At 65.9% G+C, this 25,530-nt stretch carries 23 protein-coding genes and 1 tRNA gene; 12 read left to right on the top strand and 12 right to left on the bottom strand.

What is annotated here, in order from left to right:
* Positions 1-407 precede the first annotated feature (407 nt).
* From IT779_RS21615 to IT779_RS21625, 3 genes are read left to right on the top strand one after another with little or no spacing between them, the layout of a single operon-like run.
* Positions 408-737, top strand: coding sequence for a hypothetical protein (locus tag IT779_RS21615; protein WP_332838901.1), 330 nt, complete (start codon positions 408-410; stop codon positions 735-737).
* Entirely contained in the window at positions 715-1,230 is a 516-nt protein-coding gene (locus tag IT779_RS38835) for a DUF6879 family protein (protein WP_196151218.1), read from the top strand. Before IT779_RS21615 ends, IT779_RS38835 begins: the two co-directional genes overlap by 23 nt.
* The gene (locus tag IT779_RS21625) at positions 1,227-2,066 is read left to right on the top strand and encodes a helix-turn-helix domain-containing protein (protein WP_196151219.1); all 840 of its coding nucleotides are present in this window, start codon (positions 1,227-1,229) and stop codon (positions 2,064-2,066) included. Before IT779_RS38835 ends, IT779_RS21625 begins: the two co-directional genes overlap by 4 nt.
* Before the next feature lie 46 nt (positions 2,067-2,112).
* Here IT779_RS21625 and IT779_RS37220 read toward each other — a convergent pair whose 3' ends face one another.
* The 3 genes from IT779_RS37220 to IT779_RS21635 form a co-directional block, all read right to left on the bottom strand.
* On the bottom strand, positions 2,113-3,087 hold the full coding sequence (locus tag IT779_RS37220; protein WP_198428791.1) for a hypothetical protein: 975 nt from the start codon (positions 3,085-3,087) through the stop codon (positions 2,113-2,115).
* On the bottom strand, positions 3,084-4,688 hold the full coding sequence (locus IT779_RS38840) for an HsdM family class I SAM-dependent methyltransferase (RefSeq protein ID WP_198428792.1): 1,605 nt from the start codon (positions 4,686-4,688) through the stop codon (positions 3,084-3,086). Before IT779_RS38840 ends, IT779_RS37220 begins: the two co-directional genes overlap by 4 nt.
* 600 nt (positions 4,689-5,288) lie before the next feature.
* On the bottom strand, positions 5,289-5,999 hold the full coding sequence (locus IT779_RS21635; protein WP_196151220.1) for a YoaK family protein: 711 nt from the start codon (positions 5,997-5,999) through the stop codon (positions 5,289-5,291).
* A 132-nt stretch (positions 6,000-6,131) separates the two neighbouring features.
* Here IT779_RS21635 and IT779_RS21640 point away from each other — a divergent pair, with 132 nt between their 5' ends.
* The 5 genes from IT779_RS21640 (at position 6,132) to IT779_RS21660 (ending at position 11,561) form a co-directional block, all read left to right on the top strand.
* Positions 6,132-7,055 (top strand): acyl-CoA dehydrogenase family protein, encoded by a 924-nt coding sequence (locus IT779_RS21640; protein ID WP_196151221.1) that lies wholly within the window; start codon positions 6,132-6,134, stop codon positions 7,053-7,055.
* Between the two features lie 913 nt (positions 7,056-7,968).
* Positions 7,969-8,982, top strand: coding sequence for an ATP-binding cassette domain-containing protein (locus tag IT779_RS21645; RefSeq protein ID WP_196151222.1), 1,014 nt, complete (start codon positions 7,969-7,971; stop codon positions 8,980-8,982).
* Entirely contained in the window at positions 8,979-9,845 is an 867-nt protein-coding gene (locus tag IT779_RS21650; RefSeq protein ID WP_196151223.1) for an ABC transporter permease, read from the top strand. The genes IT779_RS21645 and IT779_RS21650 overlap by 4 nt, the downstream gene beginning before the upstream one ends.
* Before the next feature lie 308 nt (positions 9,846-10,153).
* Positions 10,154-10,684 carry a peptidylprolyl isomerase gene (locus IT779_RS21655; protein WP_332838902.1) on the top strand — a complete coding sequence of 177 codons (531 nt, stop codon included), beginning with the start codon at positions 10,154-10,156 and terminating at the stop codon, positions 10,682-10,684.
* 4 nt (positions 10,685-10,688) lie between these two features.
* Positions 10,689-11,561 carry a rhomboid family intramembrane serine protease gene (locus IT779_RS21660; RefSeq protein WP_196151224.1) on the top strand — a complete coding sequence of 291 codons (873 nt, stop codon included), beginning with the start codon at positions 10,689-10,691 and terminating at the stop codon, positions 11,559-11,561.
* A 44-nt stretch (positions 11,562-11,605) separates the two neighbouring features.
* Here the strand turns inward: IT779_RS21660 and IT779_RS21665 are convergent, their stop codons facing one another.
* Together IT779_RS21665 and crgA are read right to left on the bottom strand one after the other, a co-directional pair.
* Positions 11,606-12,070, bottom strand: coding sequence for a PH domain-containing protein (locus IT779_RS21665; protein WP_196151225.1), 465 nt, complete (start codon positions 12,068-12,070; stop codon positions 11,606-11,608).
* 106 nt (positions 12,071-12,176) lie between these two features.
* Positions 12,177-12,440, bottom strand: coding sequence for a cell division protein CrgA (gene crgA / locus IT779_RS21670; RefSeq protein WP_196151226.1), 264 nt, complete (start codon positions 12,438-12,440; stop codon positions 12,177-12,179).
* Between the two features lie 171 nt (positions 12,441-12,611).
* On the opposite strand from crgA, the gene IT779_RS21675 reads away from it, so the two are divergent.
* Genes IT779_RS21675 through IT779_RS21685 form a run of 3 tightly spaced genes read left to right on the top strand, consistent with a single transcriptional unit; the run spans position 12,612 to position 14,411 of the window.
* Complete coding sequence (locus tag IT779_RS21675) at positions 12,612-13,256, top strand: aminodeoxychorismate/anthranilate synthase component II (RefSeq protein WP_196151227.1); 645 nt, start codon at positions 12,612-12,614, stop codon at positions 13,254-13,256.
* Positions 13,253-13,930 (top strand): RibD family protein, encoded by a 678-nt coding sequence (locus tag IT779_RS21680; protein WP_196151228.1) that lies wholly within the window; start codon positions 13,253-13,255, stop codon positions 13,928-13,930. The genes IT779_RS21675 and IT779_RS21680 overlap by 4 nt, the downstream gene beginning before the upstream one ends.
* A gap of 19 nt (positions 13,931-13,949) precedes the next feature.
* Positions 13,950-14,411 carry a deaminase gene (locus IT779_RS21685; protein WP_196151229.1) on the top strand — a complete coding sequence of 154 codons (462 nt, stop codon included), beginning with the start codon at positions 13,950-13,952 and terminating at the stop codon, positions 14,409-14,411.
* A 371-nt stretch (positions 14,412-14,782) separates the two neighbouring features.
* Here the strand turns inward: IT779_RS21685 and pknB are convergent, their stop codons facing one another.
* From pknB to IT779_RS21720, 7 genes are all read right to left on the bottom strand, one after another.
* Entirely contained in the window at positions 14,783-16,687 is a 1,905-nt protein-coding gene (gene pknB, locus IT779_RS21690; RefSeq protein ID WP_196151230.1) for a Stk1 family PASTA domain-containing Ser/Thr kinase, read from the bottom strand.
* Positions 16,684-18,189 carry a protein kinase domain-containing protein gene (locus IT779_RS21695; protein WP_196151231.1) on the bottom strand — a complete coding sequence of 502 codons (1,506 nt, stop codon included), beginning with the start codon at positions 18,187-18,189 and terminating at the stop codon, positions 16,684-16,686. Before IT779_RS21695 ends, pknB begins: the two co-directional genes overlap by 4 nt.
* Before the next feature lie 34 nt (positions 18,190-18,223).
* Entirely contained in the window at positions 18,224-19,690 is a 1,467-nt protein-coding gene (locus tag IT779_RS21700) for a peptidoglycan D,D-transpeptidase FtsI family protein (protein ID WP_196151232.1), read from the bottom strand.
* A complete protein-coding gene (locus IT779_RS21705) occupies positions 19,690-21,159 on the bottom strand; it encodes an FtsW/RodA/SpoVE family cell cycle protein (RefSeq protein WP_196151233.1) in 1,470 nt (489 codons plus the stop codon). The genes IT779_RS21700 and IT779_RS21705 overlap by 1 nt, the downstream gene beginning before the upstream one ends.
* On the bottom strand, positions 21,159-22,694 hold the full coding sequence (locus IT779_RS21710; RefSeq protein WP_196151234.1) for a PP2C family protein-serine/threonine phosphatase: 1,536 nt from the start codon (positions 22,692-22,694) through the stop codon (positions 21,159-21,161). The genes IT779_RS21705 and IT779_RS21710 overlap by 1 nt, the downstream gene beginning before the upstream one ends.
* Entirely contained in the window at positions 22,691-23,158 is a 468-nt protein-coding gene (locus IT779_RS21715; protein ID WP_196151235.1) for an FHA domain-containing protein FhaB/FipA, read from the bottom strand. The genes IT779_RS21710 and IT779_RS21715 overlap by 4 nt, the downstream gene beginning before the upstream one ends.
* 218 nt (positions 23,159-23,376) lie before the next feature.
* Positions 23,377-24,831, bottom strand: a complete 1,455-nt coding sequence (locus IT779_RS21720; protein WP_196151236.1) for a DUF3662 and FHA domain-containing protein — start codon at positions 24,829-24,831, stop codon at positions 23,377-23,379.
* A gap of 247 nt (positions 24,832-25,078) precedes the next feature.
* On the opposite strand from IT779_RS21720, the gene IT779_RS21725 reads away from it, so the two are divergent.
* Positions 25,079-25,161, top strand: a tRNA-Leu gene (locus IT779_RS21725).
* Positions 25,162-25,530: the final 369 nt, after the last annotated feature.

Below are 25,530 nucleotides of genomic sequence, written 5' to 3' on the forward strand. Positions count from 1 at the left end.
GTGAAACTTCCTTCTCATGACTTGGTAGGTCTTCTGAAGGATCACGCGGTGACCACCCTCTTCCCGGCTACGACACGCTCAGACATTTGCTGGCGTCCGGTCGTACACCATCCTGCTGGACTCAACCCGAACCCAGTCCGATCGCGTTTCTCTGCGCGAGATTCATACGCACCGCCCCGCTGTCTATTCGCTGTTGGTTGGCACCCGCCGCCGGGGACTATCGACCACGGCAGGTCGACCGGGTGCCGTGGTGAGCGCGCGTCGACCCGGCGGCGGGGTTGCGAAGGACGCTATGAGTCGGCCGAGGTCAGCGAACAGGAAATTGCGGCATATTGCGCTGAATTGCCGAGCGCTGCGGTGGCCCTGCGGTTGATGATGGGGAGCGTCCACACACCACGGGAGGAATTGTGAAACTGGAACGACTCGGCGGGGATTCCACGGAAGGGCAGAGCCCGACCCTGTTCCGCAGCGACCGTCACACCTACATAGTCCAGGGCTGGAGTACGGACAGCCCCGACACCATCGAAATTCCGCATCGGCTGATCAGGTACTTACAGCCGGGAACGTGTCTCGGCTCGCTGCTGCATGACACTGGCCACGGAACGTTCCTGTTGGCAGGGGAGCCAGTCACGGATACCGAAGCGCTGGAACAGATTCGGCTGCCCGGTCACGAGTCGGCGGTGGAGGTTGCGATCGGAGTGGAGCAGCGGCGCGATGCGGCACCTAGCGTTCGATGACCTTGTCCACGCACTACGGACGCACCGACGGGCATTCCATCTGGAGGTCCGCGACGACTACAGCGGCGTAGCCGGTGAAGCCGACAGGGTACGACGCTTTCTCGACGGGAAGCCGCAAGACCACTCCGCGAGTGCGCGATGGTTCGGCTTGATGAGGGAAGTAACCGAGTCGGGTTGCGAGGTACAGCGGGTCCGGGTGATCACTGAGCCACACGGGGACTACACCCGGTTCTCCGTGGGGACCGCTGCCGCAAACGTCGACGCAGGCGAAGACATCCGATGGTTGCCGCGCCAGGCCGCACCATCGGACCTACCGGATGACGATTGGTGGCTGTTCGACGACGAGATGGCCGCCTACACAGTGTTCGCAGTCGACGGCTCCGCGCTCCCCGGTTGGGTGGCGATCACCGACCCCGTGATCCTCGCGCACTACGCGCACCGTCGAGACGAACTGTGGTCCAAGGCGATTCCACACGCCGAGTACGCCAAGTGAACAACGTCAGCGAAGCGCGTCGCGACCTGGGAACCCGACTACGGGGGCTTCGGTTAGCGGCGCGTCTGCGCGGCTATCAACTCGCTCAAGAGGCCGGATGGCACCCGGCGAAAGTCTCGCGCATCGAGAACGGCGCGCAGGCGGTCTCCGAATCCGACGTAGCCGAATGGTGCCGAATCACCGGTGCCGCCGACGAATACCCTGATCTACTCGCAACCGTCCGCAACATCTCCGCTGCATGGATGGAATGGCGGCGCGTGGTCGGCCACGGGTACACCAGCCACCAACGTCAGATAGGCGGCCTGGAAGACCGCACCGAACTACTACGTGGATACGACCCGCAGGTCTTCCACGGCCTGTTGCAGACACCCAACTACGCCCGCGCGCTGATGGCAGCGGGCATGGCCTTCCTGAACACCAGTCGCGATCTCGATGCCGCCGTGGCCGCCAGAGTCGAACGGCAATCCATCCTCCACCGCGGTCGGCACCGGATCTATCTCCTGGTCGGTGAGCAGGCACTGTCGACCACTGTCGGAGACGACGCTGTGATGGTCGAGCAGCTACAGCACGTCATCGACCTTCTGAGCCTTCCCCGCCTGGTGTTCGGCATCGTGCCCGCTCGCTCTCCATATTTTCGCCGAGTTACCGATTTCGTACTCTATGACCGCCGCAAGGTATTGGTCGAAACTGTAACTGCCGAGTCAGCGATCACTCAACCGCGAGAACTATCACTATACGAAAAGGTATTCGTAAAGCTATCTGAACAAGCATCGCACGGCTGGTCGGCTAGGGTGCTACTGCTGGCCGAATTAGAACGAAGGCAGGAATCTGAATGAGTGGATTGGTTTGGTGAGGGAATTGGCTCATATTCCGGGAAAATCTCTATTCGACCGAACTGTCAAGCTCAGTTTCCAGTTCCTCCTCGACCGCTTCTGCGCTGGATAGAAATATGTGATACTTGTCGGACTCGCTCAAGTGTTCTAGGAACTTTCCGCGAAGCTCTTGGACTCCCAAGTAATAGTCGCGAAATGGCGCTGAAACGGTGTCTGCCAACTCTTTGGTTTTGGCGAGTGGGATCCTAATCTGGCGGTATCGGGAGCCTACATCCTCGCGATTTGTCTGCATGAAAACAATTCTGTCCCACTGGCGTCGGACTACGCGAAGACTCATTGCCCACAGTAGATAAAAGTTGTCGAATAGTGCGTCATCGGCGGCATGCAGGACGAGGATTTCCTTGGTCAGGACTAAGCGCTCCTGGCCGGGCATCAACACAGCGAAATCGCCAATATTCTTGCTTGTTCGAATTGGTGTTAACAAGTCGTACGCCGACAGTCCTGACTCGCCTCCCTTCCAGAATCTCTGCGCAACAACTTCGGAGACGCGATTGGTGGGATTTATGTTGACCTGGCCAGCTCGCAAGTCGGATACTTTAATGTACGGTACGGTCCCCGTGCGGAGATCGGCGCTCGGACTGCCATGTCCTGGTCTTGCGAGGATCTGGCGGCTGTCAATCAGCTCGCCCAGCGTAGCTGACTCAAAACCATCGAACTCAGGTTCGGTTATAAGCTGTTCGAAGTGAGAATTTGATCGATCATCAAAGTAAACCGGAACTGCCATAAGGCCGGGGTTCAGTGCTTTGTTCTCCACCCACCGGCTAGTAGAAGTGGTGCTAGCCTCATCGATTAGTGTATGTACGTCTTCGAGAACACGGTCATCAATGACGCCAGTTCGGGTTCCGGTCTCGGGATCAACTACGTAGAGCTCTTCTCCATCCTTGTTGATTCCGACAGTCGGTGCATAGGAGACGAATACGTAGCCGTTCCGAAACCACTTTGGACGGTGGACCATAACGTTCATTTCTTCTCGAAGATGTACAAGTTGGTCTTGGCTCGGCAGAAGCCTTGGAATGCTTCCATCGGAATGTTTATTGCTGCTCGCAGTATGAATCGACTCTCCAACCACTCAGGCAACCACTTATAGGTGGACGAGAAGAAGTACGTTTCAGGTAAAATTATTCCGAGACGCCCGCCCTTCATCAGTAGCCTATGTGAACGCTCAAGAAATATTAAGCCGATCTCTAAAGGTCGGTATTGCCCTTTGTCGTGGGCGGCAATTGAATAGCGATTGCGCTGTGCATCCACCTTGCCGATCTTTAGGTTCTGGCCGAATGGCGGATTTGTCAAGACGACCGTGAATGACCCATCGCTAAGTGGGCCAATCAGATGGTTGTAGTCACTCTTCCATCGGTCTTCTCGAATAGAGTCTCCAGCGTGAATATTTACTGATCCGTCGCCCAGGCTTACCATGATCGCGCGGGCAAGCTTCACATTGATTGAATCTTTGTCAACGCCGAATACTTGGCGATGCGCCCAAGTACGAGCCAGGGCGTCGTCCATTGATCCGTTAGCCTTGGCCTTCGCTGTTACCGAAAGGAACGCTTGCACAAGGAATCCGCCAGTACCGCACGCTGGGTCGATGATCTTGTCATCGGGTCTTATGTCCATTATCTCCACGGCCGCCTCAATTACGCGCTGCGGTGTGAAGTATTGACCCTCGCCTGCTTTCAGATTGGCTCGGCGGAAGACTTGAAAGGCCGAGGATATGGCTTCTGGGCTCATCTTGACGAGGTTCAAGCCTGAAAGCTCGTATACTACATCCTGGATAGTGTGGTCATCTAGAACCAGGTTTATCTCATTTGGATCAGTGAATACTTGAGGACGTATTTTAGTGAGCTCAGTAAAAGCCTTTCTGATCTTAATTCCTGTTGCAGCTTCCCCACCATGAGCGAGTTGGAAGCCAACCGGAATGTCTCGGCTGAACTGGCCGATGTTGTCGGACTCGATCTTCAGCAACAGGAGGTTGCACAGCTCGTTGAGTTGTGTTTCGGAACGTGTCGCGCGGCTATCGCGAGCGACTACGGCATCAAGCAAACGTTTGAAAACCGAGCGTAGCTGTCCGTTTTGCGGTACTCGAAGGTCCTCATAGGTCAGTGGTTTTTCAGACGGAAGTTCAAATTCGTCCCCTGGTGTCGGGATGCCCAGGTTCTTCTCGTGTTTGAAATTGCCATCCGGCAGTTTGTATACACGTATGTCCTCATGGCCGTTTGTCCAGAATCCGAGCTTTGCGCGCGGCTCCCGTGCTAGGTATATCTCCAGCTGCGAAATGCCCTGATTGAGTGTCGGAGCCTTGAATTCGAACAACGCTATTACGTGCTGCCAGTCATCGATATGCGCTGAATCATCGAATAGCGCGAGGTCGACCGGCCATGACGCGAAGGTCTTGCCACCTTCGCGTGCGGCGGCATCATGCGGAGATTTCGGTACCCGCCACTCTGGTTGCCATCGGAACTGGTCTGGACTCCATCCAGCGCTGACTAGCTTTTCGATGATGGGCAGGCGCACCTTCTGGTGCTCGGGACCGCTGAGTGCGCGGTTGTAGTCGACGGTCTCTGCTGGCACCGGGCAATCGTAAGGCAGCAGCCGGACACGATGGCTACTGACGGTGTCTTGGGTGTGTTCGTGTGGAGGGAAACCTGGCAACGCCTGGTTCTCGGCCGCTGGCTGGAAGGAACGGTGTGAGCACCAGCGGTTTCGAGGGCAGGTGTCCGGCGTCGTTGACGCCCCACTGGGACCTACAGCCCGAACCGAGTGCTGCACAGCAACGGTCATCGAGTCGGATGGCTGGTGTGAACCCGACTTCTGACATGCTTTCGACACGTTTTCAGTGGCAAACAACCGTTCCTAGTGCGTGTCAATGAGTATGTCGAATCCATATATATGCTGGTAGTGCATAGGAACGGGAACCGTTGAGTATCCTCGCTGGTTCCCGTCCTCTAAGCAGGGGCCTAGGGGTTCGATTCCCCTAGGCTCCACTCCACTCGTGGATGGCTCATGCTCATGGAGGGCATGAGCCTTTCTCGTTTCGTCGTGTTTTGTGGGGGCGCAGCCCCCACGCCCCACCCGGAGGGCTTCGCCCCCGGACCCCCGCCTTGTTGTTGCGTTGGGTGGGTGTGGTCTCTTGGGAGTTTTCCTTGCTTCTTGCTTCTTGCTCTCTACTTCCTATTCCTCGGTTAGAGGGCCGTGTTTGTCCAGGTGTAGGTAGGTGTAGGTGGTGACCAGGAGGCAGACGGCGGTGGCGGTTATGAGCATTGCCCAGCCTGCTACCGCGAGGCTCAGGAGGCCGCCGAGGAGGGCGCCGAGGGCGAAGGCGGTGTAGAGGAGGAAGTAGTCGAGCCAGTCGGCGTAGGTGCCGCCGTTGAGGTGGCGTTCTATGCCTTGGCCCAGTTTCACCAGGGTGCCGGTGACGTAGCTGAGGGGGATCGAGACTTCGCCGTCCTTGACGAAAGAGGTGTTGAGGGCGCCGACGCCGAAGGCTACGAACAGGATCGGGACGAAATCGATGCGGGAGGTCGCGGTTCGTTCGTAGAGGACGAAGTCGATGGTCGAGGCTGTCGCCAGGCAGGCGGTGGTGAGCAAGGTGGGGCCGTGGGGGTGGCCGGACCAGAAATGTCTGCGGCACAGCGACGCTACGACGACGCCTGCGAGGAAGGACGCGAGCAGTAGGGCTGCGGCCACCGCGACATCGCCTTCGTGGTGGAAGTGGCCGAGTACGGCGCGTTCGGTGTTGCCGGTCATGAAGGTGACGAAATAGCCCGCGGTGTGCATGAAGGCCGCGGCGCCGATGAGGCCCGCCAGGGCGGCCAGCACCCAGGACAGGCGGGCCTCGTTGTCGTAGAGCTCTTTCCTGCGGACCTCCTCGGGCTGCCGCACGGTCTACCGCCTCCTTCCGACACGATTTGGGTGACGCGTCCAGTGAACCCGCGCGGTCGGCGAATTCCCGCGATCGACGCGGTGGGTCGAAGCTCGCGACATCGAAGTCCGCTCACGGGCTACCGTGCCTGTGTGGATTCGCTCTTCGACTATCTCCTGACCATGCCGGTGGATCGCACCTCGGTGGCGAGTGTCACCGCTGCGTGGGAGCGGCACGCGCGCGCGGCGCGGCGATTCAGCGCGCCGTTGGACGCGGCTGTCGGGGGTGGATTCGGCGCGGATCGGTTGGGGTACGCATTCCTGTCCGGATACCAGGAGGCGTTGCGCGCGCTGCTGCCTTCGACCGGGGACGGGGAACTGCTCGCGCTGTCGGCGACGGAGGCCGAGGGCGGGCATCCCGCGGCGATACGGACTCGACTCGTCGACACCGCGGACGGGTGGCGGGTGACGGGGACCAAGACCTTCACCACGCTCGCCGCGGTCGCGGATCGGATGGTGGTGATCGCGAGCACCGGGACGGATGCGAGCGGACGCAACGCGCTGCGTGCGGTGCTGGTGCCCGCCGCGCAGCCGGGCGTCACAGTGACGCCACACGAGCCGACCTCCTTCGCGCCCGAGATCCCGCATGCCACCGTCGAATTCGCGGATGCGTGGGCCGAGCCCCTATCGGGAGACGGCTACACGTGCTACCTGAAACCGTTCCGGACGCTCGAGGACGGTCATGTGCTCGCGGCGACGCTCGGTCTGCTGATCCGTCAGGCGCGAAAATCCGGATGGTCGCTCGGGATTCGACAGTCGCTGCTGGCCGCGGTCGCCGCACTGCGTGGACTGGACTGGACGCGGCCGAGCGACGCGGGCACCCACATCGCACTCGGCGGAATCTTCGAGCAGGTGGAGAGGCTGATCGCGGAGTTGGATCCGCAATGGGCGCAGGCGGATTCGCGGGATCGCGAACGGTGGCTGCGGGACCGTCGGCTGCTGGGAACGGCGGGTCGAGTCAGGGCGCTGCGGTTGGCGTCGGCGTGGCGGGCGATGGGGGAGGAGCCAGCGGAATGACCGGAAATCTCCGCTCGACCGTCGCCGCTTCACTCGATGCGTAGCTGCGCTACCCGACTGTAGATATGGGAGCGGGCCTCGGCGAAGGGGGGGAGTTAGCCGAGGCCCGCGTAAGGTCGGCCCGGGGGGGAGGGGCCGACGTGAATGATCCTACGCGATGATCGGCGATTGTGGGTGAGTGGGGCGGCACACTTTGGAAGTTTTTCCCCCGATTTCGAACCCGCCGGTCCCGGATGGGGCACCGTGACCGATCCGCACTGACCGTCACATCCATCTGGAAGCGGCTGCGAGTTTGCCAAAATCCTTGTCGTGCAGCGATTTCCGCTGGCAGAACGGATTTCACCGCAGTGTGAATTCGGTCACTGGAAGCGCGTGCACCGCTCGCGTCGTGTCCGAGTCCGCCGCCGTGACGGTCGTCTCCCGTCGGAAATCGGTCGGATTTGCCGCGTGTCGTAGCCGCTGGGCATGTCGTGGGATCTCCGCGCGCACCGAAACCTGTCGGACCCCGGTGCCATCATGTCCGCGTGTTCACCGGGACCGGGCACGCATCGGGTGTCCATCGAGCAGATCACCGCGCGCGATCGTCGGGCCGCCCGCGCGAGTACTCGGCGCGCTCGAATGAGGTAGCCGACTACGCGCGCGCCCGGGCGGTCGCGCCCGGCACCATCGAGTCGGTCGCATTCCGGTCCGACATCCCCGAGCACCGTCGGAACCGGGATGCGACCCTTCGCGTCCGGTCCATGGATCGCGACGCATCCCGCACTCCGACAAATGGGATGAAATTGTCCGAGCCTCGGACAATACTGACTCGGGTAACCGGCTGGACGGTCGATTCAGCGTCACGGCTCGACGTCGAACCGCACCGACGTCGATGGCACCACATCACCGAGAAAACCCGAACGTCAGGAGAATCATGCCCGACGCAATAGTCGCCGAGGGTCTCGTCAAACGCTATGGCAAACTCGTCGCCCTCGACGGGCTCGACCTCGCGGTCCCCGAAGGCACCGTTACCGCGCTGCTCGGCCCCAACGGCGCGGGCAAGACCACGACCGTCCGTGTGCTCACCACACTGCTGATACCGGACGAAGGACGAGCCACCGTCGCGGGCATCGACGTCCTGCGCGACCCGCAGGCGCTGCGTTCCCAGATCGGGGCATCGGGCCAATACGCGGCCGTCGACGAATATCTCACCGGATTCGAGAACCTCGAAATGGTGGGCAGGCTGTACCACATGGGCGTGCAGCGCAGTAAGGAACGTGCGCGTGAGCTGCTGGAACGCTTCCGGCTCAGCGACGCCGCCGACCGTCCCGTGCGCGGCTACTCCGGTGGCATGCGCCGCAGGCTCGACCTCGCGGGCGCACTCGTCGCCAACCCGCCGGTGCTGTTCCTCGACGAGCCGACCACCGGACTCGACCCGAGGGCCCGCCTCGACCTGTGGGACGTCATCGAAGAACTGGTCGCGGGCGGCACCACGCTGCTGCTCACCACCCAGTACATGGAGGAAGCCGACCGGCTCGCCGACGCCATCGCCGTCATCGACCACGGCAAGGTGATCGCGCGCGGCACGGCCGACGAACTCAAGACGCTGGTCGGCGGCGACCGCATCGAACTCACCGTCGACTCCGCCGACAAGCTGCCGGTCGCCAGACAGGCGCTGGAGGGGCTCGCCGATGGCGAGATCCATCTCGAACCCGGGCTGCGCCGCATCACCGTGCCGGTCAGCAACGGGTCGCAGGCCCTGGTCGACGCGATCGGCCTGCTCGCGAAACACGAGGTCAAGATCCACGACGTCGGGCTGCGCCGCCCGTCGCTGGACGATGTATTCCTCACCCTCACCGGACACGAGGCCGAGAGCGCCGAAGGTCTCGACGAGGCGGACGCGCCAACCACCGCAGTGCTGGAGAAGACGGAAGGAAATGTGAGATGACCGCCGCCACCGGTGCGAACGCGGCCACCGCGACATCGCGGGACACCGGACTCGTCGAACGCCTGGCGATCGTGCTGAACGACAGCAGGACCATCGCCAAACGCAATGTCATCAAGATCAAGCGCGTGCCCGACGTGCTGATCTTCTCGACGATGTCGCCCATCATGTTCGTGCTGCTTTTCGCCTACGTGTTCGGCACGGCGATCCAGGTGCCCGGCATGGAAGGCGGCTACCGCGAATTCCTCATCGCGGGCATCTTCGCCCAGACCGTGGTGTTCGGCGCCACGTTCACCGGCGCGGGTCTGGCCGAGGACATGCAGAAGGGCATCATCGACAGGTTCCGGTCGCTGCCGATGGCGCCGTCGGCGGTGCTGGTCGGACGCACGCTCAGCGATGTCGTGATCAACGTGGTCAGTCTTGTCGTCATGTCGCTGACGGGCCTGCTGGTCGGATGGCGGATCCGCGGATCGTTCCTCGACGCCGTCTTCGCCTACATCCTGCTGCTGCTGTTCGCGTACGCGGTGTCGTGGATCATGGCCGTGGTCGGCCTGCTGGTCCGCACGCCCGAGGTGTTCAACAACGCCAGCTTCATGGTGATCTTCCCGCTGACCTTCCTCGCCAACACCTTCGTCCCGCTGGAGAACCTGCCCGCGGTGCTCAAGGTGTTCGCGGAATGGAATCCGGTGTCCGCGGTCACCCAGGCCACCCGTGACCTGTTCGGCAACAACAATCCGGCCATGCCGCCGCCGGACGCGTGGCCCATGCGGAACCCGGAGATCACCACGCTCGCGTGGGTGGTGATCATCCTGGTGGTGTTCGTGCCGCTGGCGTTGCGTCAGTACAAGCGCACCGTCAGCCGCTGACCCGAGGTCAGCGACCGTTGTCCGCGCCGGCTCCTGCCAAGGGGGTCGGCGCGGAGCCGTTGCGGGAGTAGCCGATGCGCGGCGGGGCCGCGGCGGGTCGCGGCGGTTGCGGCCGGCGGCTGCGCACCAGCCAGGCCGCCCCACCGGCCAGCGCGACGACGACCGCGGCAATCAGAGAACGTGTTGGTACGTGCAGGCGCCCCAAGGTCATTCGACCACTCTGGCATACCCGAGTGAATCGCGCCCGCGCCCCCGGTCGGAGGGGTTCTCGACAGCGGCGCACACCGCGGGCCGGCTAGCATGGCGGGGTGACCTCTCCGATGCCGACCGCAGGCGCCACCCTGCACACCAGCCGCGGCGATATCAAGATCGCGCTCTACGGCAACCACGCGCCGCGCACGGTGCGCAACTTCCTCGGCCTCGCCGACGGTTCGGCGTCCTACACCACAGCGAACGCGAGTGGGGGCAGCGATGGGCCCTTCTACGACGGCGTCACCTTCCACCGGGTGCTGGCCGGATTCATGATCCAGACCGGCGACCCCACCGGCACCGGGCGCGGCGGACCGGGCTACCAGTTCGCCGACGAATTCCATCCCGACCTGCGTTTCGATCGCGGTTACCTGCTGGGGATGGCGAATGCCTCGCGACCCAAGACGAACGGGTCGCAGTTCTTCATCACGGTGGCCAGGCAGCCGCATCTGAACCGCAAGCACACCATCTTCGGCGAGGTCGTCGATCCCGATTCCCGAGCGGTCGTCGACGCGATCGCCACCACGCCGACCGACCGCGACGACCGGCCGGAGCAGCCGGTGGTCATCTCCGCGATCACCATCGAATGAGCCGATGAATCCGCACCCTCCCGCACCGACGTGCGTCCGTCATCCCCAACGCCCGACCGGTCTGGCGTGCACGCGCTGCGGGCGGCCTGCCTGCCCGGATTGCCTGCGGCCCGCCGCGGTCGGTCAGCACTGTGTCGACTGTCTCGCCCAGGATCAGCGTTCGGCGCCGCAGATGCGCACCGTGGCGGGCGCATCGGTCGCGCGGACGCCGATACCGTTCGTCACCTACGCGCTCATCGTCGCCAATGTGGTGATCTTCGCCATCACGGCGGCGCAGGCCCGCAGTCTGATGGACAACTACTACGGTTCGCCACTGTTCTCGCGGTACATGCTGGTGCCGAGGCTGGTGGCCGACGGGCAGTTCGAGCGCGTCATCGGCTCCGGCTTCCTGCACTGGGGACCGATCCACCTGGCATTGAACATGTTCGCGCTGTGGGTGGTCGGCCGCAATCTCGAACCCGGGCTCGGCCGGTCCCGGTATCTGGCCGTGTATCTGGTGTCGCTGTTCGGCGGGTCGGCGGCGAGCATGGTGTTCCAGGACCAGAACACCGCTGCGGCGGGCGCGTCCGGCGCGGTCTACGGCCTGTTCGGCGCGATCACCGTGCTGCTGATCCGAGTGCGCCAGAATCCGAATCAGATGCTCATCCTGATCGGCATCAACATATTCATCAGCTTCTCGCTGCCGGGCATCTCGCTGTCCGCGCATCTCGGCGGGTTGGCGGCGGGCACGCTGGCGACGGTCGGCGTGCTGTTCCTGCCGCAGTGGCTCAACGCCAGGACGCCCGAGGCGGTGCGCGCCATCGGGTGGGCTTCCATCGCCGCGGTCGCGGTGGCGGATCTGGCCGTCGTTGCCGCCGCTGTAGCCACGCTCGCCTGACTCGAAATGCGACGTTTCACGTGAAGCATTCGCGTGTGAGACCGCTACCGGGTGGCGAGTCCGTTCGCGAGCAGCGCGTCGAACACATCCTCGGGATGGGTGCCGAGATCCCAGCGACCGAAGATCAACAGGTGTTCGGCGCCGCCCGCCTCGCGGACGTCGATCTCCAGCATCGGCATCTTGCGGCCGAGTCGCCGGTACCCGACGATGCGTGCGCGCACGATCTGCTCGGGGGCGTACTCGGTGGGGCCGGTGAGGTTGCGCACGACGAGGCGCGGATCAGCGCCGGGCAGGATCGATACGCGCGGTCGCTGCCGGAAGCCGAGTACGGCCAGCGCCAGCAGTCCGAGCGCGGCGAGCCCGATGAGCAGGCGCCCCGCGTTGTCGTTGCTGAGCACGGCCGCGCCCGCCAGGATCACCGCGCCCGCCGCGACGGCGTAGAGCGCGGGAGCGGGGGTGGTCCAGGCCAGGCCCGGTGTGTCCGGGCTCTCGTCGGATTCGGGCTTCACGCGGGGTTGTCCCCAATCATCCTCGAGTTGTCCACAGGGGCATCCACAGGGTGTGCATGAATGACACGCATGTCACCAGGTGCGAGGCGCGGCCGATATTCGCTGCTCAGCGCCACCGCATGGTCATGATGAGGCCGACGACCATGAGTCCGAAGCCGATGAGGAAGTTCCACGCGTTCAGATCCCGCATCCAACCGATCTCCTCGGCCGCCAAGTAGTACACCAGCAGCCAGATCAGCCCGGCCAGCATGAATCCGAGCATGATCGCCACGTACCAGACCGGCGACGGACCCGCCTTGACCTTCACCGGGATACGGCTCGCTGGATTGATCGTGTAGTCGCTCTTCTTGCGAACCTTCGACTTCGGCATGACGTCCTCGTTATCGGCGTTCAGGTCGGTACCGGCGGCGGGTCCGGACGCGCTCGCCACGGCGGGCGAAGGCGGTCCGAACAGCGCGAAAGGGCCTCCGGTGTGCCTCTAGGCTAGCCCAACTGGTAATGCGTGGGACGCGTCGAGGGGTTGGCACGTAATCTCGAACCCATGCGTGTACTCGTCGTCGACAACTACGACAGCTTCGTGTTCAACCTGGTGCAATACCTCGGCCAGTTGGGTGTGGACGCCGTCGTGTGGCGCAACGACGACAAGCAACTCACCGATCTCGACGCCGTGGTCGCCGACTTCGACGGCATCCTCATCAGCCCCGGTCCCGGCACCCCCGACCGGGCGGGCGTCAGCATCGACCTGGTCCGCGCCTGCGCGCGCTCGGCCACGCCACTGCTCGGCGTCTGCCTCGGCCACCAGGCCATCGGCGAGGCGTACGGCGCCACCGTCACCCGCGCGCCCGAACTGCTGCACGGCAAGACGAGCCTGGTCTTCCACACCGGTTCCGGGGTGCTCGCCGGTCTGCCCGACCCGTTCACCGCCACCCGCTACCACTCGCTCACCGTGCTCGAGGACACCATTCCCGAGGAGATCGAGGTGACCGGGCGCACCGAATCCGGCATCGTCATGGCCATGCGGCATCGCACACTGCCCATTCACGGCGTGCAGTTCCATCCCGAGTCGGTGCTCACCCAGGGCGGTCACCGCATGTTGGCCAACTGGCTCGAGGTGTGCGGGCGGCGCCCGGAGGAGGGGCTGATCGAGGTGCTCGAGGCAGAGGTCGCGGCGCTGGTGGTGCAGTGACCGGTCGGCCACATGTGCTGCTCTCGGTCGCGGTGAGTCTTGACGGCTATATCGACGACGCGAGCGACGAGCGTCTGCTGCTGTCCGGCGCCGCCGATTTCGACCGGGTCGATCGGGTGCGCGCGGAATCCGACGCGATCCTCGTCGGCGCGCACACCCTGCGCAAGGACAATCCGCGACTGCTGGTGAACAGCGCGGAACTGCGGGCCGCCCGGATCGCGGCGGGCAAACCGGAGTATCCGCTGAAGATCACCGTCACGCGCACCGGCGACCTCGATGTCGACCTCCGGTTCTGGCATCACGGCGGCGCGAAACTCGTCTACACCACCGACGACGGCGCGACGAAACTCGGTGATCGGCTCGACGCGCTCGCCGAAGTCGTGTCCCTCGGGGCCGCGCTCGACTTCGCCGACCTGCTCGACGACCTCGGCCGCCGGGGTATCGGCAGATTGATGGTCGAGGGCGGCACCGGCATGCACACCGCGTTCCTCGCCGCCGACCTCGCCGACGAACTGCACGTCGCGGTCGCCCCGATCCTCGTCGGCGACGAAGACGCCCCGCGATTCGTCGGCCCCGCGGCGTATCCGGGTGGCACGGCTCGCCGGTTCGAGCTGATCGATGTCGGCGCGGTCGGCGATATCGCCCTGCTCCGGTACGCGCCGCGCAAACCGTGAACAACCTCATGGAGGTGTGATGTCCGATCGACAGGACGCGACCGACCGAGAGTACCTGCGCCAGGCGATCGAGCTGGCTCGCCGGTGCCCGCCGAGCGCCACCGCGTTCTCCGTCGGCGCGGTGGTGGTCGCGAACGGTGCGGTGCTCGCGACCGGCTATTCGCGGGAAAGCGACCCGAAGGCGCACGCCGAGGAAGCCGCGCTCGCCAAACTCGCCACCGAAGACCCGCGCCTGGCGACCGCGACCATCTACAGCACGCTCGAACCCTGCTCCCAGCGCGCCACCGCGACCAGAACTCCGTGCACCGAGCGGATCCTCGCGGCGGGCATCCCGCGCGTGGTGATCGCGTGGCGGGAGCCGTCGACCTTCGTGGCCGATTGCGTCGGCGTGGAGAACCTGCGCGCACACGGCGTGACGGTGGTGGAGTTCACCGACATGGCCGAGGACGCCATGTCGATGAACCATCACCTCACGCTGTGAGCCACCCGCTCACGGTGAGCTGTGCTGCCGCGCGACGAACACGCCCCGGCCCCGTAGCGGAAGCTGTTCGCTGACGGCGGACCGAGCCGACTACGCGACGAGCGTGCCTCACCGTAGCTAGTGCTGCCCCGCTGACGGCGGACCGAGCCGACCACGCGACGGACGCCCCTGCCGTGGCAGGAGCCGTCCGCTGACGGCGGACCGAACCCCTTGCGCGACGAGCGCGCCTCGCCGTAGCTAGAGCTGCCTCGCTCACGGCGGACCGAGCCGACTGCGCGACGGACGCCCCTGCCGTGGCAGGAGCCGTCCGCTCATGGCGGACCGAGCCGCTTGCGCGACGGGAGTGCCCTGCCGTAGCTGGAGCCGTCCGCTCACGGCGGACCGAGCGGCAGCACGCCGATCGTGATCAGGATCGTGCCCGACTTGGACGCCGCACTGCCCGGCGCGGGCTGCTGCGCGGTGATCCGGCCGACATCGGTGGTGTTGAGCGTGGTCACGGTGTTCTGCGACAGCTGCCCGTTCCAGCCGAGTTGACGCAGTTCCGCCGCGGCCTGCGCCGGGGTCTTGGCGCGCAGGTCGGGCATCGTGAACTGGTCGCCTTCGGAGACGCGCACGGTGACCGTCGAACCCTTGTCGGCGAGGGTGCCCGCAGGCGGATCGGTGCTGAGCACCGTGCCTTTGGGCTGCGAGCTCTGCACTTCCTGGGTGTTGATCTGGAATCCGGCGCTCTTGGTCAGCGTCGACTCGGCGGTGTCGATGGGTTGTCCGGCCACGTAGGGGACCGGCACCTGTTCGGGACCGCTGCCGACGGCCACGGTGACCATCCCGCCCGCGTCGACCTTCTGGCCTTCCGCGGGACTCTGGGTGACGACCTTGTCCTTTTCGTCCATGCTCGACGGTTCCCGGGTCACGTCGGGATTCAGCCGCAGGCCCTTGGCGTTGAGTTCCTGTTCGGCCTGCTGCTGGGTCAGCCGCGCCAGCCTCGGCACCGGGATCTGCGCCGGGCCGGTCGACACCTGCAGGGTGACGATGCTGTTCTCGTCCACCCGGGAGCCGCCGAGCGGCTGGGTGGAGATGACATTGCCCTGCCCGACCTTGGAATCCGGCTTCTCCTGGATCGCGACGGAGAACCCGAGGCGTTCCAGGTCACGCTGCGCGGTCGCGGCCGGTTTGTTCGCGAGATCGGGCACCGAGACCTGATCCGGTTTGCTGCCCGGCCCGATCAGCAGCCAGAACAGCGCGAAGACCACCGCGAGCGCCGCCGCGCCCGCGAGCGCGATGTAGGCGGTGCGACGCCCGCCGCCGGATTCGACCGGGTCCTGTTCGCCGGTGTCGTCGCCGCGTTCGACGGTGCGGAAGGTGCGTGGCGCCGGTTCGTTCGAACCGAAGACCGTGGTGCGGTCCTCCTCGGTCATCACCATCGGCGCGATCGGTTTCTGGCCGCCGAGCACCCGGATCAGGTCGGCGCGCATCTCGGCGGCGGTTTGGTAGCGGTTCGCCGGATTCTTGCTCATCGCCTTGAGCACCACGGAATCCAGTTCGCGCGGCACTCCGTCGTAGACGTGCGACGGCAGTCGCGGATCCTCGCGGACATGCTGGTAGGCCACCGCGACGGGCGAGTCACCGGTGAACGGCGGTTCGCCGGTGAGGATTTCGAACAGCACGCAGCCGACCGAGTACACGTCCGAGCGGGCGTCGACGGTCTCGCCCCTTGCCTGCTCCGGCGACAGGTACTGCGCGGTGCCGATGACGGCGGCGGTCTGGGTCATCGGGTTGGAGTTGTCGGCGATCGCGCGGGCGATGCCGAAGTCCATCACCTTCACCGCGCCCGCCCGGTTGATCATGATGTTGGCGGGCTTCATGTCGCGGTGCACGATGCCCGCTTTGTGGCTGAAGTCGAGCGCGGCGCACACGTCGGCGACGACTTCCATGGCCCGGCGCGGCGCCAGCGGCCCCTTGCCGCGCACGATGTCGCGCAGCGTGTCGCCGTCGACGTACTCCATGACGATGTAGGGCAGCGGGCCGCCGTCCACCTCGGCTTCGCCGGTGTCGTAGACCGCGACGATGGCCGGATGGTTGAGGGCGGCCGCGTTCTGCGCCTCACGTTTGAAGCGCAGGTAGAAGGTGGGGTCGCGGGCGAGATCGGCACGAAGCACCTTGATCGCGACGTCACGGCTCAGCCGCAGGTCCCGTGCCTTGTGCACCTCCGACATCCCGCCGAATCCGATGATCTCGCCCAGCTCATAGCGGGAGGAGAGATTCTTCGGGGTTGTCATGGTTGTCCTTGCTGCGGAGGGTTGGGCGCGCTGCGGGTGTTCGAGGGGCCTCGGGCACCCGGTAATTCCGAGAAGGGCGGTTCGAGCGTCGGGAACCAGCTGCTGCGGGTGGTGGTCTGGGCGCTCGTTTTCGGCGGTTTCGAGGTGGTGGTCGGTGCCGTCGTCGGCGGAACCGTGGTTGTCGGCTCCGGGATCGTGGTTTTCGGTTCCGTCGTCGGCGGCGGTTCGAAGGTGGTGACCGGCGGTGGCGGCGGCGCCTGCCGGGTTGTGGTCGGATCGAAGTCGGTGATGACGGGCGGCGGCAGTTGCGGCGCGCTCGTGCTCGGCGGGGTGCGCGTCGGGTCGGGGTTGGTGTCGCCGCCGAACAGCAGCCAGATGGCCGCGCCGCCGAGGATCACCGCGCCGACGCCGAGTCCGGCCAGCCACTTCTGGGTGTTGGTCCACCCGGTCTGGCGCGGCGGACCGCCCGCGGCTCCCCGGTTCATGGCCGTGGCGGGCGGGGCCAGCGCGCCCGCCTGGGCGTATCGGGTGGCCGGTGCGTCGTGCTGGGCGTGGTGACCGTGCTGACCCGAGGGCATGATGACCGTAGGACCCGGCGGCAACACCCTGGTCGCGCCGGTCGACGGACCCTGGTGCGGACCGCCCGCCGCGCCGAGCGGCACCGGCGGCCGGTGGCCGGCGCGCACCGCGGCGACCGCGTCGGCGAACTCGCCGCCGCCCGCGTACCGCAGCTGCGGATCCTTGCCCATCGTGATCTCGATGAGTTCACGCACGTTCGGCGGCAGATCCGACGGCATCGGCGGCGGGGTGTCGCGCACGTGCTTCATGGCGACCGTGATCGCGCCGTCTCCGCTGAAGGGCCGCTTGCCCGCGAGCACCTCGTAGCCGACCACGCCGAGCGAGTACACGTCGCTGGCCGCGGTCGCGTCCTCGCCGACGGCCTGTTCGGGGGCGATGTACTGGGCCGTGCCCATCACCATGCCGGTCTTGGTGACCGGTGACGCGTCGACGGCCTTGGCGATGCCGAAGTCGGTGATCTTCACCTGACCCGTCGGCGTCACCAGGATGTTGCCCGGTTTCACGTCGCGGTGCACGACACCGGCGGCGTGCGCCACCTCGAGCGCCCGGCCGGTCTGCTCGAGCAGGTCGAGGCCCTGGACGACGGACAGTCGCCCGAGCCTGCTCAGTACCGTGTTCAGCGGCTCGCCCTGCACCAATTCCATGACCAGGTAGGCGGTTTCGCCCGCCGACGGATCGTAGGTCTCGCCGTAGTCGTAGATGCCCGCGATACCGGGGTGGTTCAGTTGCGCCGTGGTCTTGGCCTCGGTGCGGAACCGGTGCCGGAAGGTGGGGTCGGCGGAGAACTCCGCCTTGAGCACCTTCACCGCCACACGTCGGTCGAGCCGGGTGTCCAGCGCCTCCCACACCTGTCCCATGCCGCCCGTGGCGATGAGCCGTTGCAGGCGGTACCGGTCGGCGATCAGCGCCCCGTTGTTCAGCATCTGGGCCCCCGTACCTCTCGTACGTTCATATCGTTCAGCCCCCCTGTAGACCGGCGTCGAGCACCGCGCGGCCGATGGGTGCGGCCACCGAGCCGCCGGTCGCCGCGAGGGCGCGGTCGCCGCCGTCCTCGACGATCACCGCGAGGGCGATCTTCGGGTTCTGCGCGGGGGCGAAGGCGATGTACCAGGCGTGCGGCGGGGTGGAGCGCGGGTTCTCGCCGTGTTCGGCGGTACCGGTCTTGGACGCGATCGTGTAGCCGCCGCGGTCGCCGCCCGCGGTGTAGCGCTCGGAGGCGACCATCAGCGTGGTCAGCTGCGAGGCGACCTGCGCGCTCACCGCCTGCCCCACCGAAACCGGCTTGGTCTTGGACAATTCGCTCAGATCGGGGCCCTGCAACTGGTCGACCAGATACGGCTGCATGCGCACGCCGCCGTTGGCGACGGTCGCGGCGATGACGGCGTTGTCCAGCGGGGTGAGAGCCACATCGCGCTGGCCGATGCTGCTCTGACCGAGCGCGGCGTTGTCCGTGATGTTGCCGACCGTACTCTCGGCCACCGGGATGGGAATACCCCCGTGGGGTCCGATTCCGAAGGCGGCGGCCTCGTCCTTGAGTCGGGCCGAGCCGACGCGCAGCCCGAGTTCGACGAACGCGGTGTTGCAGGAGCGCCGGAACGCGTCGGTCAGCGAGGCCGTCGGTTCCGAACCGCAGGTGGAGCCGTTGTAGTTCTCCAGCGTCGTCGACGTGTCCGGGAGAGTGATGTTGGGCGCCGCGGTGAACTGGTCGTCGGGTGTGGCGACCCGGTTCGACAGCGCGGCGGCGGTCACCACGACCTTGAAGGTGGAACCGGGCGGATAGGTCTGCGAGACAGCCCGGTTCAGCATCGGCTTGCTCGGGTCGGTGTTCAGTTCGTCCCACGCCTGCGTGGTCACCGCGCTGTCGTGGCCGGTGAGCCGGTTGGGGTCGTAGCTCGGCGTGGAGACCATGGTCAGGATCTTGCCGGTGCTCGGCTCGATCGCGACCACGGAACCGGTGTAGCCCTTCGCCGTCAACTGTTCGTAGGCGACCCGCTGCATGACCGGGTTGATGGTGGTCAGCACGTTGCCGCCGCGCGGATCGCGGCCGGAGATCATGTCGATCAGCCGCGAACCGAACAGCTGACTGTCGGACCCGTTGAGCACCGAATCCTCGGAACGTTCCAGTCCGTTGCTGCCGTACTGGATCGAATAGAAACCGGTCGCGTGCGCGTAGGCCATCGGGTCGGTCGGGTAGGTGCGCAGGTATTTGTAGCGGTCGTCGGTGCCGACCGAGGAGGCGAGCACGGTGCCGCCCGCCGAGATCTGGCCGCGCTGGCGCGCGTATTCGTCGAGCAGCACCCGCCGGTTGCGCGGGTCGGTGCGGTAGTCGTCGGCCTTGATCACCTGCACGTAGGTGGCGTTGACGAGCAAGGCGACGATCATCACCATCACCGCGACCGCGACCCGCCGTAGTGGAGTGTTCATTACTGCGGCCTCCCGTTGCGCCGCAACAGCTCGGTCTGGGCGTCGGCGATGGGGGCGGGCGGGTCCTTCTTGGCGACCGGCGCGGGCGCGCGCGCGGCGTCGGAGATCTTGATCAGCAGGGCGAGCAGCGCGTAGTTCGATAGCAGCGACGAACCGCCGTAAGAGATGAACGGCGTGGTCAGACCGGTCAGCGGAATCAGTTTCGTGACACCGCCCACCACGACGAACACCTGGATGACGATCGTGAACGAGAGTCCGGCGGCGAGCAGTTTGCCGAAGCTGTCGCGCACCGCGATCGCCGTGCGCAGCCCGCGGATCACCAGGACCAGGAACAGCAGCAGCACCGCGGACAGGCCGATGAGCCCGAGCTCCTCGCCGATGGTGGTGACGATGAAGTCGGTTTTGGCGAACGGCACCCGGTTCGGGCGCCCATTGCCGAGGCCGGTGCCCGCGACCCCGCCGGTGGCGAGTCCGAACAGTGACTGCGAGATCTGGTAGCCGGTGTTGTTGTAGTCGGCGAACGGGTCGAGCCAGGTGTGCACGCGGACCCGGAGATGGCTGAACAGGTTGTACGCGAACACGAAACCGAGGGCGAGCAGGCCGCCGCCGATGATCAGCCACCCGACGCGCTCGGTGGCGATGTAGAGCATCACCAGCACCGTGCTGAAGATCAGCAGCGAGGTGCCGAGATCCTTCTCCAGTACGAGCACGCCGATGCAGACGATCCACACGGCAAGGATCGGTCCGAGGTCACGAGCGCGCGGGAAGTCCATACCGAGCATATGTTTGCCCGCCACGGTGAACAGATCGCGTTTGGCGACCAACACCGAGGCGAAGAAGATGATCAACAGGATCTTCGCGAATTCACCCGGCTGCACGCTGAAACCGGGCAACCTGATCCAGATCTTCGCGCCGTTGGTCTCCGAGAAACGTCCGGGCAGCAGCGCCGGGATCATGAGCGCGACCAGACCGACCAGCCCGAGGGTGTAGCTGTAGCGGGCGAGCGTGCGGTAGTCGCGCAACACGATCAGCACCACGATGAACAGCACCATGCCGAGCCCGGTCCACAGGATCTGCTGGTTGGCGTCGGGGGAGGGGATCGAGGTGCCGTCGAATTCGGCGTCCTGCGCGGCCGCGAGGTCGAGCCGGTGGATCAGGACGAGGCCGAGTCCGTTGAGCACCGCGACGATCGGCAGCAGCAGCGGGTCGGCGAACGGCGCGAAACGGCGGACCGCGAGATGGGCGACGGTGAACAGTGCGAGGAAGGCGCCGCCGTACTTGAGGATGTCCCAGGTGATCGACTGCTCTTGACTCGCCTCGACCAGGAACAGCGACACCGTGGTGATGACCGCGGCGAAACCGAGCAGGACGAGTTCGGCGTTGCGTCTGGTCGACGGCGGCGGCGCGGGAGCGAATCCGCCCGGCGGGCTGGGGAAAGCCCCGGCGGGCGATGATGCCGGTGCGGACATCAGTCCGTCACCCGGCAGTTCTCCCCCACGGTCTGGGGGCTCGGCGACGCGGTCGACGTCGGCGCGGTGGGCTCCACCTTCGTCGGTGTCTTGACGTCGGTACCCCTGGTTTCATCCGGATTCGGATTCGGGTTGGGATTCGGCTCCGGCGGCGGCGCGTCGGTCGGCGTGCCCGCGGGCTGCGCCGAATCGTTCGGCACCACGCCCGGTTGCGGTCCCGGTGGCGGCGGCGGTTGCGGTGTCGGCTGCGCGGGCTGCTGCTGTTTCGGCTGGCACGGCGGCAGCAACTCCTGTTTGGCGAGCAACTGCAACTGTTCCTCGGCCTTGCCGAGCGAACCCGGCGGCAGCCCCTTGTTCACCTGATCGCGGCCGGTCTGCTTCAGATCGTCCACCCGCAGCGGCTTGCACGAGGATGGGGGCTGGGTGCCGACCTCGAGGACGGTCAACTCACCGGACTTGTTCACACAGCCGATGGTGTGCACCTCGTGGATCGAATAACCGAGGATCGACCCGGGCAGTCCGCGCAGGATCACCACCTGGCCGCCGTCGGCGCCCACGTAGTAATTGTTGCGGATCATCTTGTAGCCCACCAGAAGTCCGACGCTGACCGCGATCACCAGCGCCACCGCGAGCAGGATCCACCGCAGTTTGTGCGAGCGGCCCGGCGCGGGCGGTTCCGGTGTCGGAGCGGCCCGGCGCGGCGGCGTCGCCCGCGGCGGACGCATGGCCGCGGCCCGGCCCGCCGCGGTATTCGGCGGCGGGGTGTCCTCGTCCTGTCCCGAGGCGGCGCCCGCGACGATCGGATGACTCTGCCCGTAGTCGAGATCGATGACATCGGCGACGACCACGGTCACGTTGTCGGGGCCGCCGCTGCGCAGGGCGAGCTCGATGAGCCGGTCGGCGCATTCGTCGGTGCTGCCCTCGCGCATGGTGTTCGCGATGGTCTCGTCGCTGACCACGTCGGACAGGCCGTCGGAGCACAGCAGGTACCGGTCGCCCGCGCGCGCCTCGCGCATGATGAGGGTCGGCTCGATCTCGTTGCCGGTGAGCGCGCGCATGATCAGCGAACGCTGCGGATGAGTGTGCGCCTGCTCGGGTGTGATCCTGCCCTCGTCGACCAGTGACTGCACGAACGTGTCGTCGCGGGTGATCTGCGCGAGCTCGCCGCCGCGCAACAGGTAGGCGCGCGAGTCGCCGATGTGCACGAGACCGAGTTTGCGGCCCGCGAACAGGATCGCGGTGAGCGTGGTGCCCATGCCGTCGAGTTCGGGCTCCTCTTCGACCTGATCGGCGATCGCGGCATTGCCGGAACGGGTCGCCGTATCGAGTTTGCCGAGCAGGTCGTCGCCCGGCTCGTCGTCGTCGAGATGCGCGAGGGCGGCGATCATCAGTTGGGAGGCGACCTCGCCCGCGGCATGACCGCCCATGCCGTCGGCGAGTGCGAGCAGTCTGGCGCCCGCGTAGACGGAATCCTCGTTGTTGCCGCGGACGAGACCGCGGTCGCTGCGCGCTGCGTAGCGGAGAACAAGTGTCACGGTCGCAGCTCGATCACTGTCTTGCCGACACGGACCGGCGTGCCGAGAGGAACACGGACCGCGGTCGTCACCTTCGCGCGGTCGAGGTACGTACCATTGGTCGAGCCGAGATCCTCGACATACCAGTCGTCACCGCGTGGGGACAGCCGCGCATGCCGTGTCGAGGCGTAATCATCGGTGAGAACCAGCGTCGAATCGTCCGCACGCCCGATCAGCACCGGTTGGGTGCCGAGCGAGATGCGGGTGCCGGCGAGTGAACCTTGAGTCACCACAAGATATTTGGCGCCCTTCTGGCCTCGGCTGAAGGAAGGCAGCACCGCGGAACCGCGTGCGGCCCTGGGCTGGATCCGAACGCCGGATGCCGCGTAGATGTCGCTGCGCAAGGTACGCATAACCGCCCAGACGAACAGCCACAGCAGCAAAAGGAACCCCGCACGGGTCAGTTGCAGGATCAGTCCCTGCACGGCGTTCCACCTCCTGTTCGACCGTGTAATCCGTCGGTGCCGTCGGTGCGGTTCGACCCACCCCACAGCTGCCTACCCTGCCCGGCGCCGAAATGGCGCCGTGCGTGATGGCAGCATCATAGGGCCGTCAGTCGATTCCGATCACGATACGGCCGCAGAACCCCTCGTTGCCACGTGAGGAAGCGTCATGTCGTGATCTGCATCGCGAGCTTACGGGATCACACGATACGGATCAGGATCTCGGAATGCCCGGCGCGGATCACATCGCCGTCGGCGAGCTGCCAATCCTGCACGGGAGAGCCGTTGACCAAGGTGCCGTTGGTGGAACCGAGGTCCGAGAGCATCGCGGTCTGGCCGTCCCAGCGCACCTCGATGTGGCGACGCGACACACCGGTGTCGGGCAGGCGGAAATGCGCGTCCTGACCGCGGCCGATGATGTTGCTGCCCTCGCGCAGCTGGTACGTGCGCCCGCTGCCGTCGTCGAGCTGCAGCGTGGCCGAATAGCCCGCGCCGGCCTGCGCGCCCGCGCCGCCGTACCCGCCGGGCGCGCCGTAACCGGGCTGCGCCGCGCCGTAGCCGGGCTGTTGCGAATACGCCTGGCCGTAGCCGCCCTGATCATCGGGCGCGTATCCGCTCTGCTCCGGATAGCCCTGATCGCCGTAACCGGACTCGGCGTACCCCTGCTGGCCGTAGCTCTGCTGGGCGTAGCCCTGCTGACCGTAGCCGGGATCGGCGTAACCCTGGTCGCCGTAGCCGGGCTGCTGGCCGTAGTTCGGGTCGGCGTAACCCTGGTGACCGCCCTGCTGGCCACCTTGCTGACCGTAGCCCTGCTGGCCGTAGGCGGGGTCCTGATAACCGGGCTGCTGACCGTAGCCCTGGTCGCCGTAGCCTTGCTGGCCGTAGCCGCCACGGTCGCCGTAGCCGCCGCCCTGCTGGCCGTACCCCTGATCCTGGTACCCCTGCTGGCCGTAGCCGCCCTGCCCGGCCGGACCGCCCTGCTGATAGTCGTAGCCGTTCTGGTACTCGCCGTAGCCCTGCTGCGACTCGGGAGCCTGATAGTCGACCCCGCCGCCGTACTGCGCGCCGCCGCGCCCGTAGTCGTCGTGATACGCGCCGTTCTGCGGACCGGGCCTGCCTGCGGGCGGCGGCGAATACCCGCGGCTGCGTGGATCGGACTCCGCGGGCTCACGGCTCGGGTCGTAGCCAGAGTTCTGCGTCATGGGGCCAGCTCCTGGTTGCGGGTGTGCGGGTCGTTGGGGCGGGGGTTCGGGGCTTCGAGCCTGGGTTGCCCTGCGATCCGCGTCGGGATCGACGCGGCCGCTCGCCCTGAACTGTCCGGTGTGCAGCGTAGGTGATGCCTGGAACGCTACGTGTACTTCGCCGTAGGTCTGCCACCCCTGATCGCGGATGTAGTCCTTCAGATGCTTGGCGAACGCGCGCGTCGTCAGGTCGTGATCGGCGTCCAGCTTTTCGAGATCGGAAGGGTTGATCGTTATCACATAGCTGTTGGGCGCCAGCTGGTGGCCGCCACCCACGTCCTGGATGTTATCGGTGGCCTCGCGCTGCAGCGCGGCCTCCACCTCCCGCGGCACGACGCTGCCGCCGAAAGCACGGGCGAACGCGTCGTCGACGGTGCCACGCAGGCGACGCTCGAACCGTGAAACGATGCCCATCTCGGCCTCCCTTCGGTGAGCGTCTACACGAGCCTCTACTCAATCCATAACAACGACACACGCGTATGGCGTGTCGCGTTTCGACCACGTTCATTGCATGATATCCACGATCGTCCACACCTGTAACTCCCGGAAACCCCTCCGGGTTCCCCGTGTCGCGCGCCCGGCAGGCAGCGCGACCGTCGTGGCCGGTCAGCGGGCGATTTCGCGATTCGCACACCCCCGTGATACGTTCTTCCAGTCGCTCGGGCGAGTGGCGGAATGGCAGACGCGCTGGCTTCAGGTGCCAGTGTCCTTCGGGACGTGGGGGTTCAAGTCCCCCTTCGCCCACTCCACTTCGATGGATGGCTCATGCCCACAGGGTGTGGGCCTTTTCTCGTTTCGTCCTTTTTGTGGGGGCGAAGCCCCCACGCCCCACCCGGCGGGCTGCGCCCCCGGACCCCCGCTTTGGGGCTGCGCCCCTTGCCCCCGGGTGTGTGGGTGCGTTTCGGGGGGTGGTTTGGGGTTTGGGGTGTGCCCTCTTGGCTCTGCCTGCCTACCAGGTCTGTGCTCTTCTGCTTCCTTCTTCGTGTCTGCTCTCCTTTCCTTCTTCTTCTCTCTGTTGTTTCCTCTCCTTTTCTTTACCTGTTGTCGGGGTGGGGGGGGGGGGGGGGCCCCCCCCGGGGACCCGCCCCCGGGGGGGGGGGGGGGGGGGGGGGG

This window comes from Nocardia bovistercoris (assembly GCF_015674855.1).
In the GTDB taxonomy this organism is placed as follows: Bacteria; Actinomycetota; Actinomycetes; order Mycobacteriales; family Mycobacteriaceae; genus Nocardia; species Nocardia bovistercoris.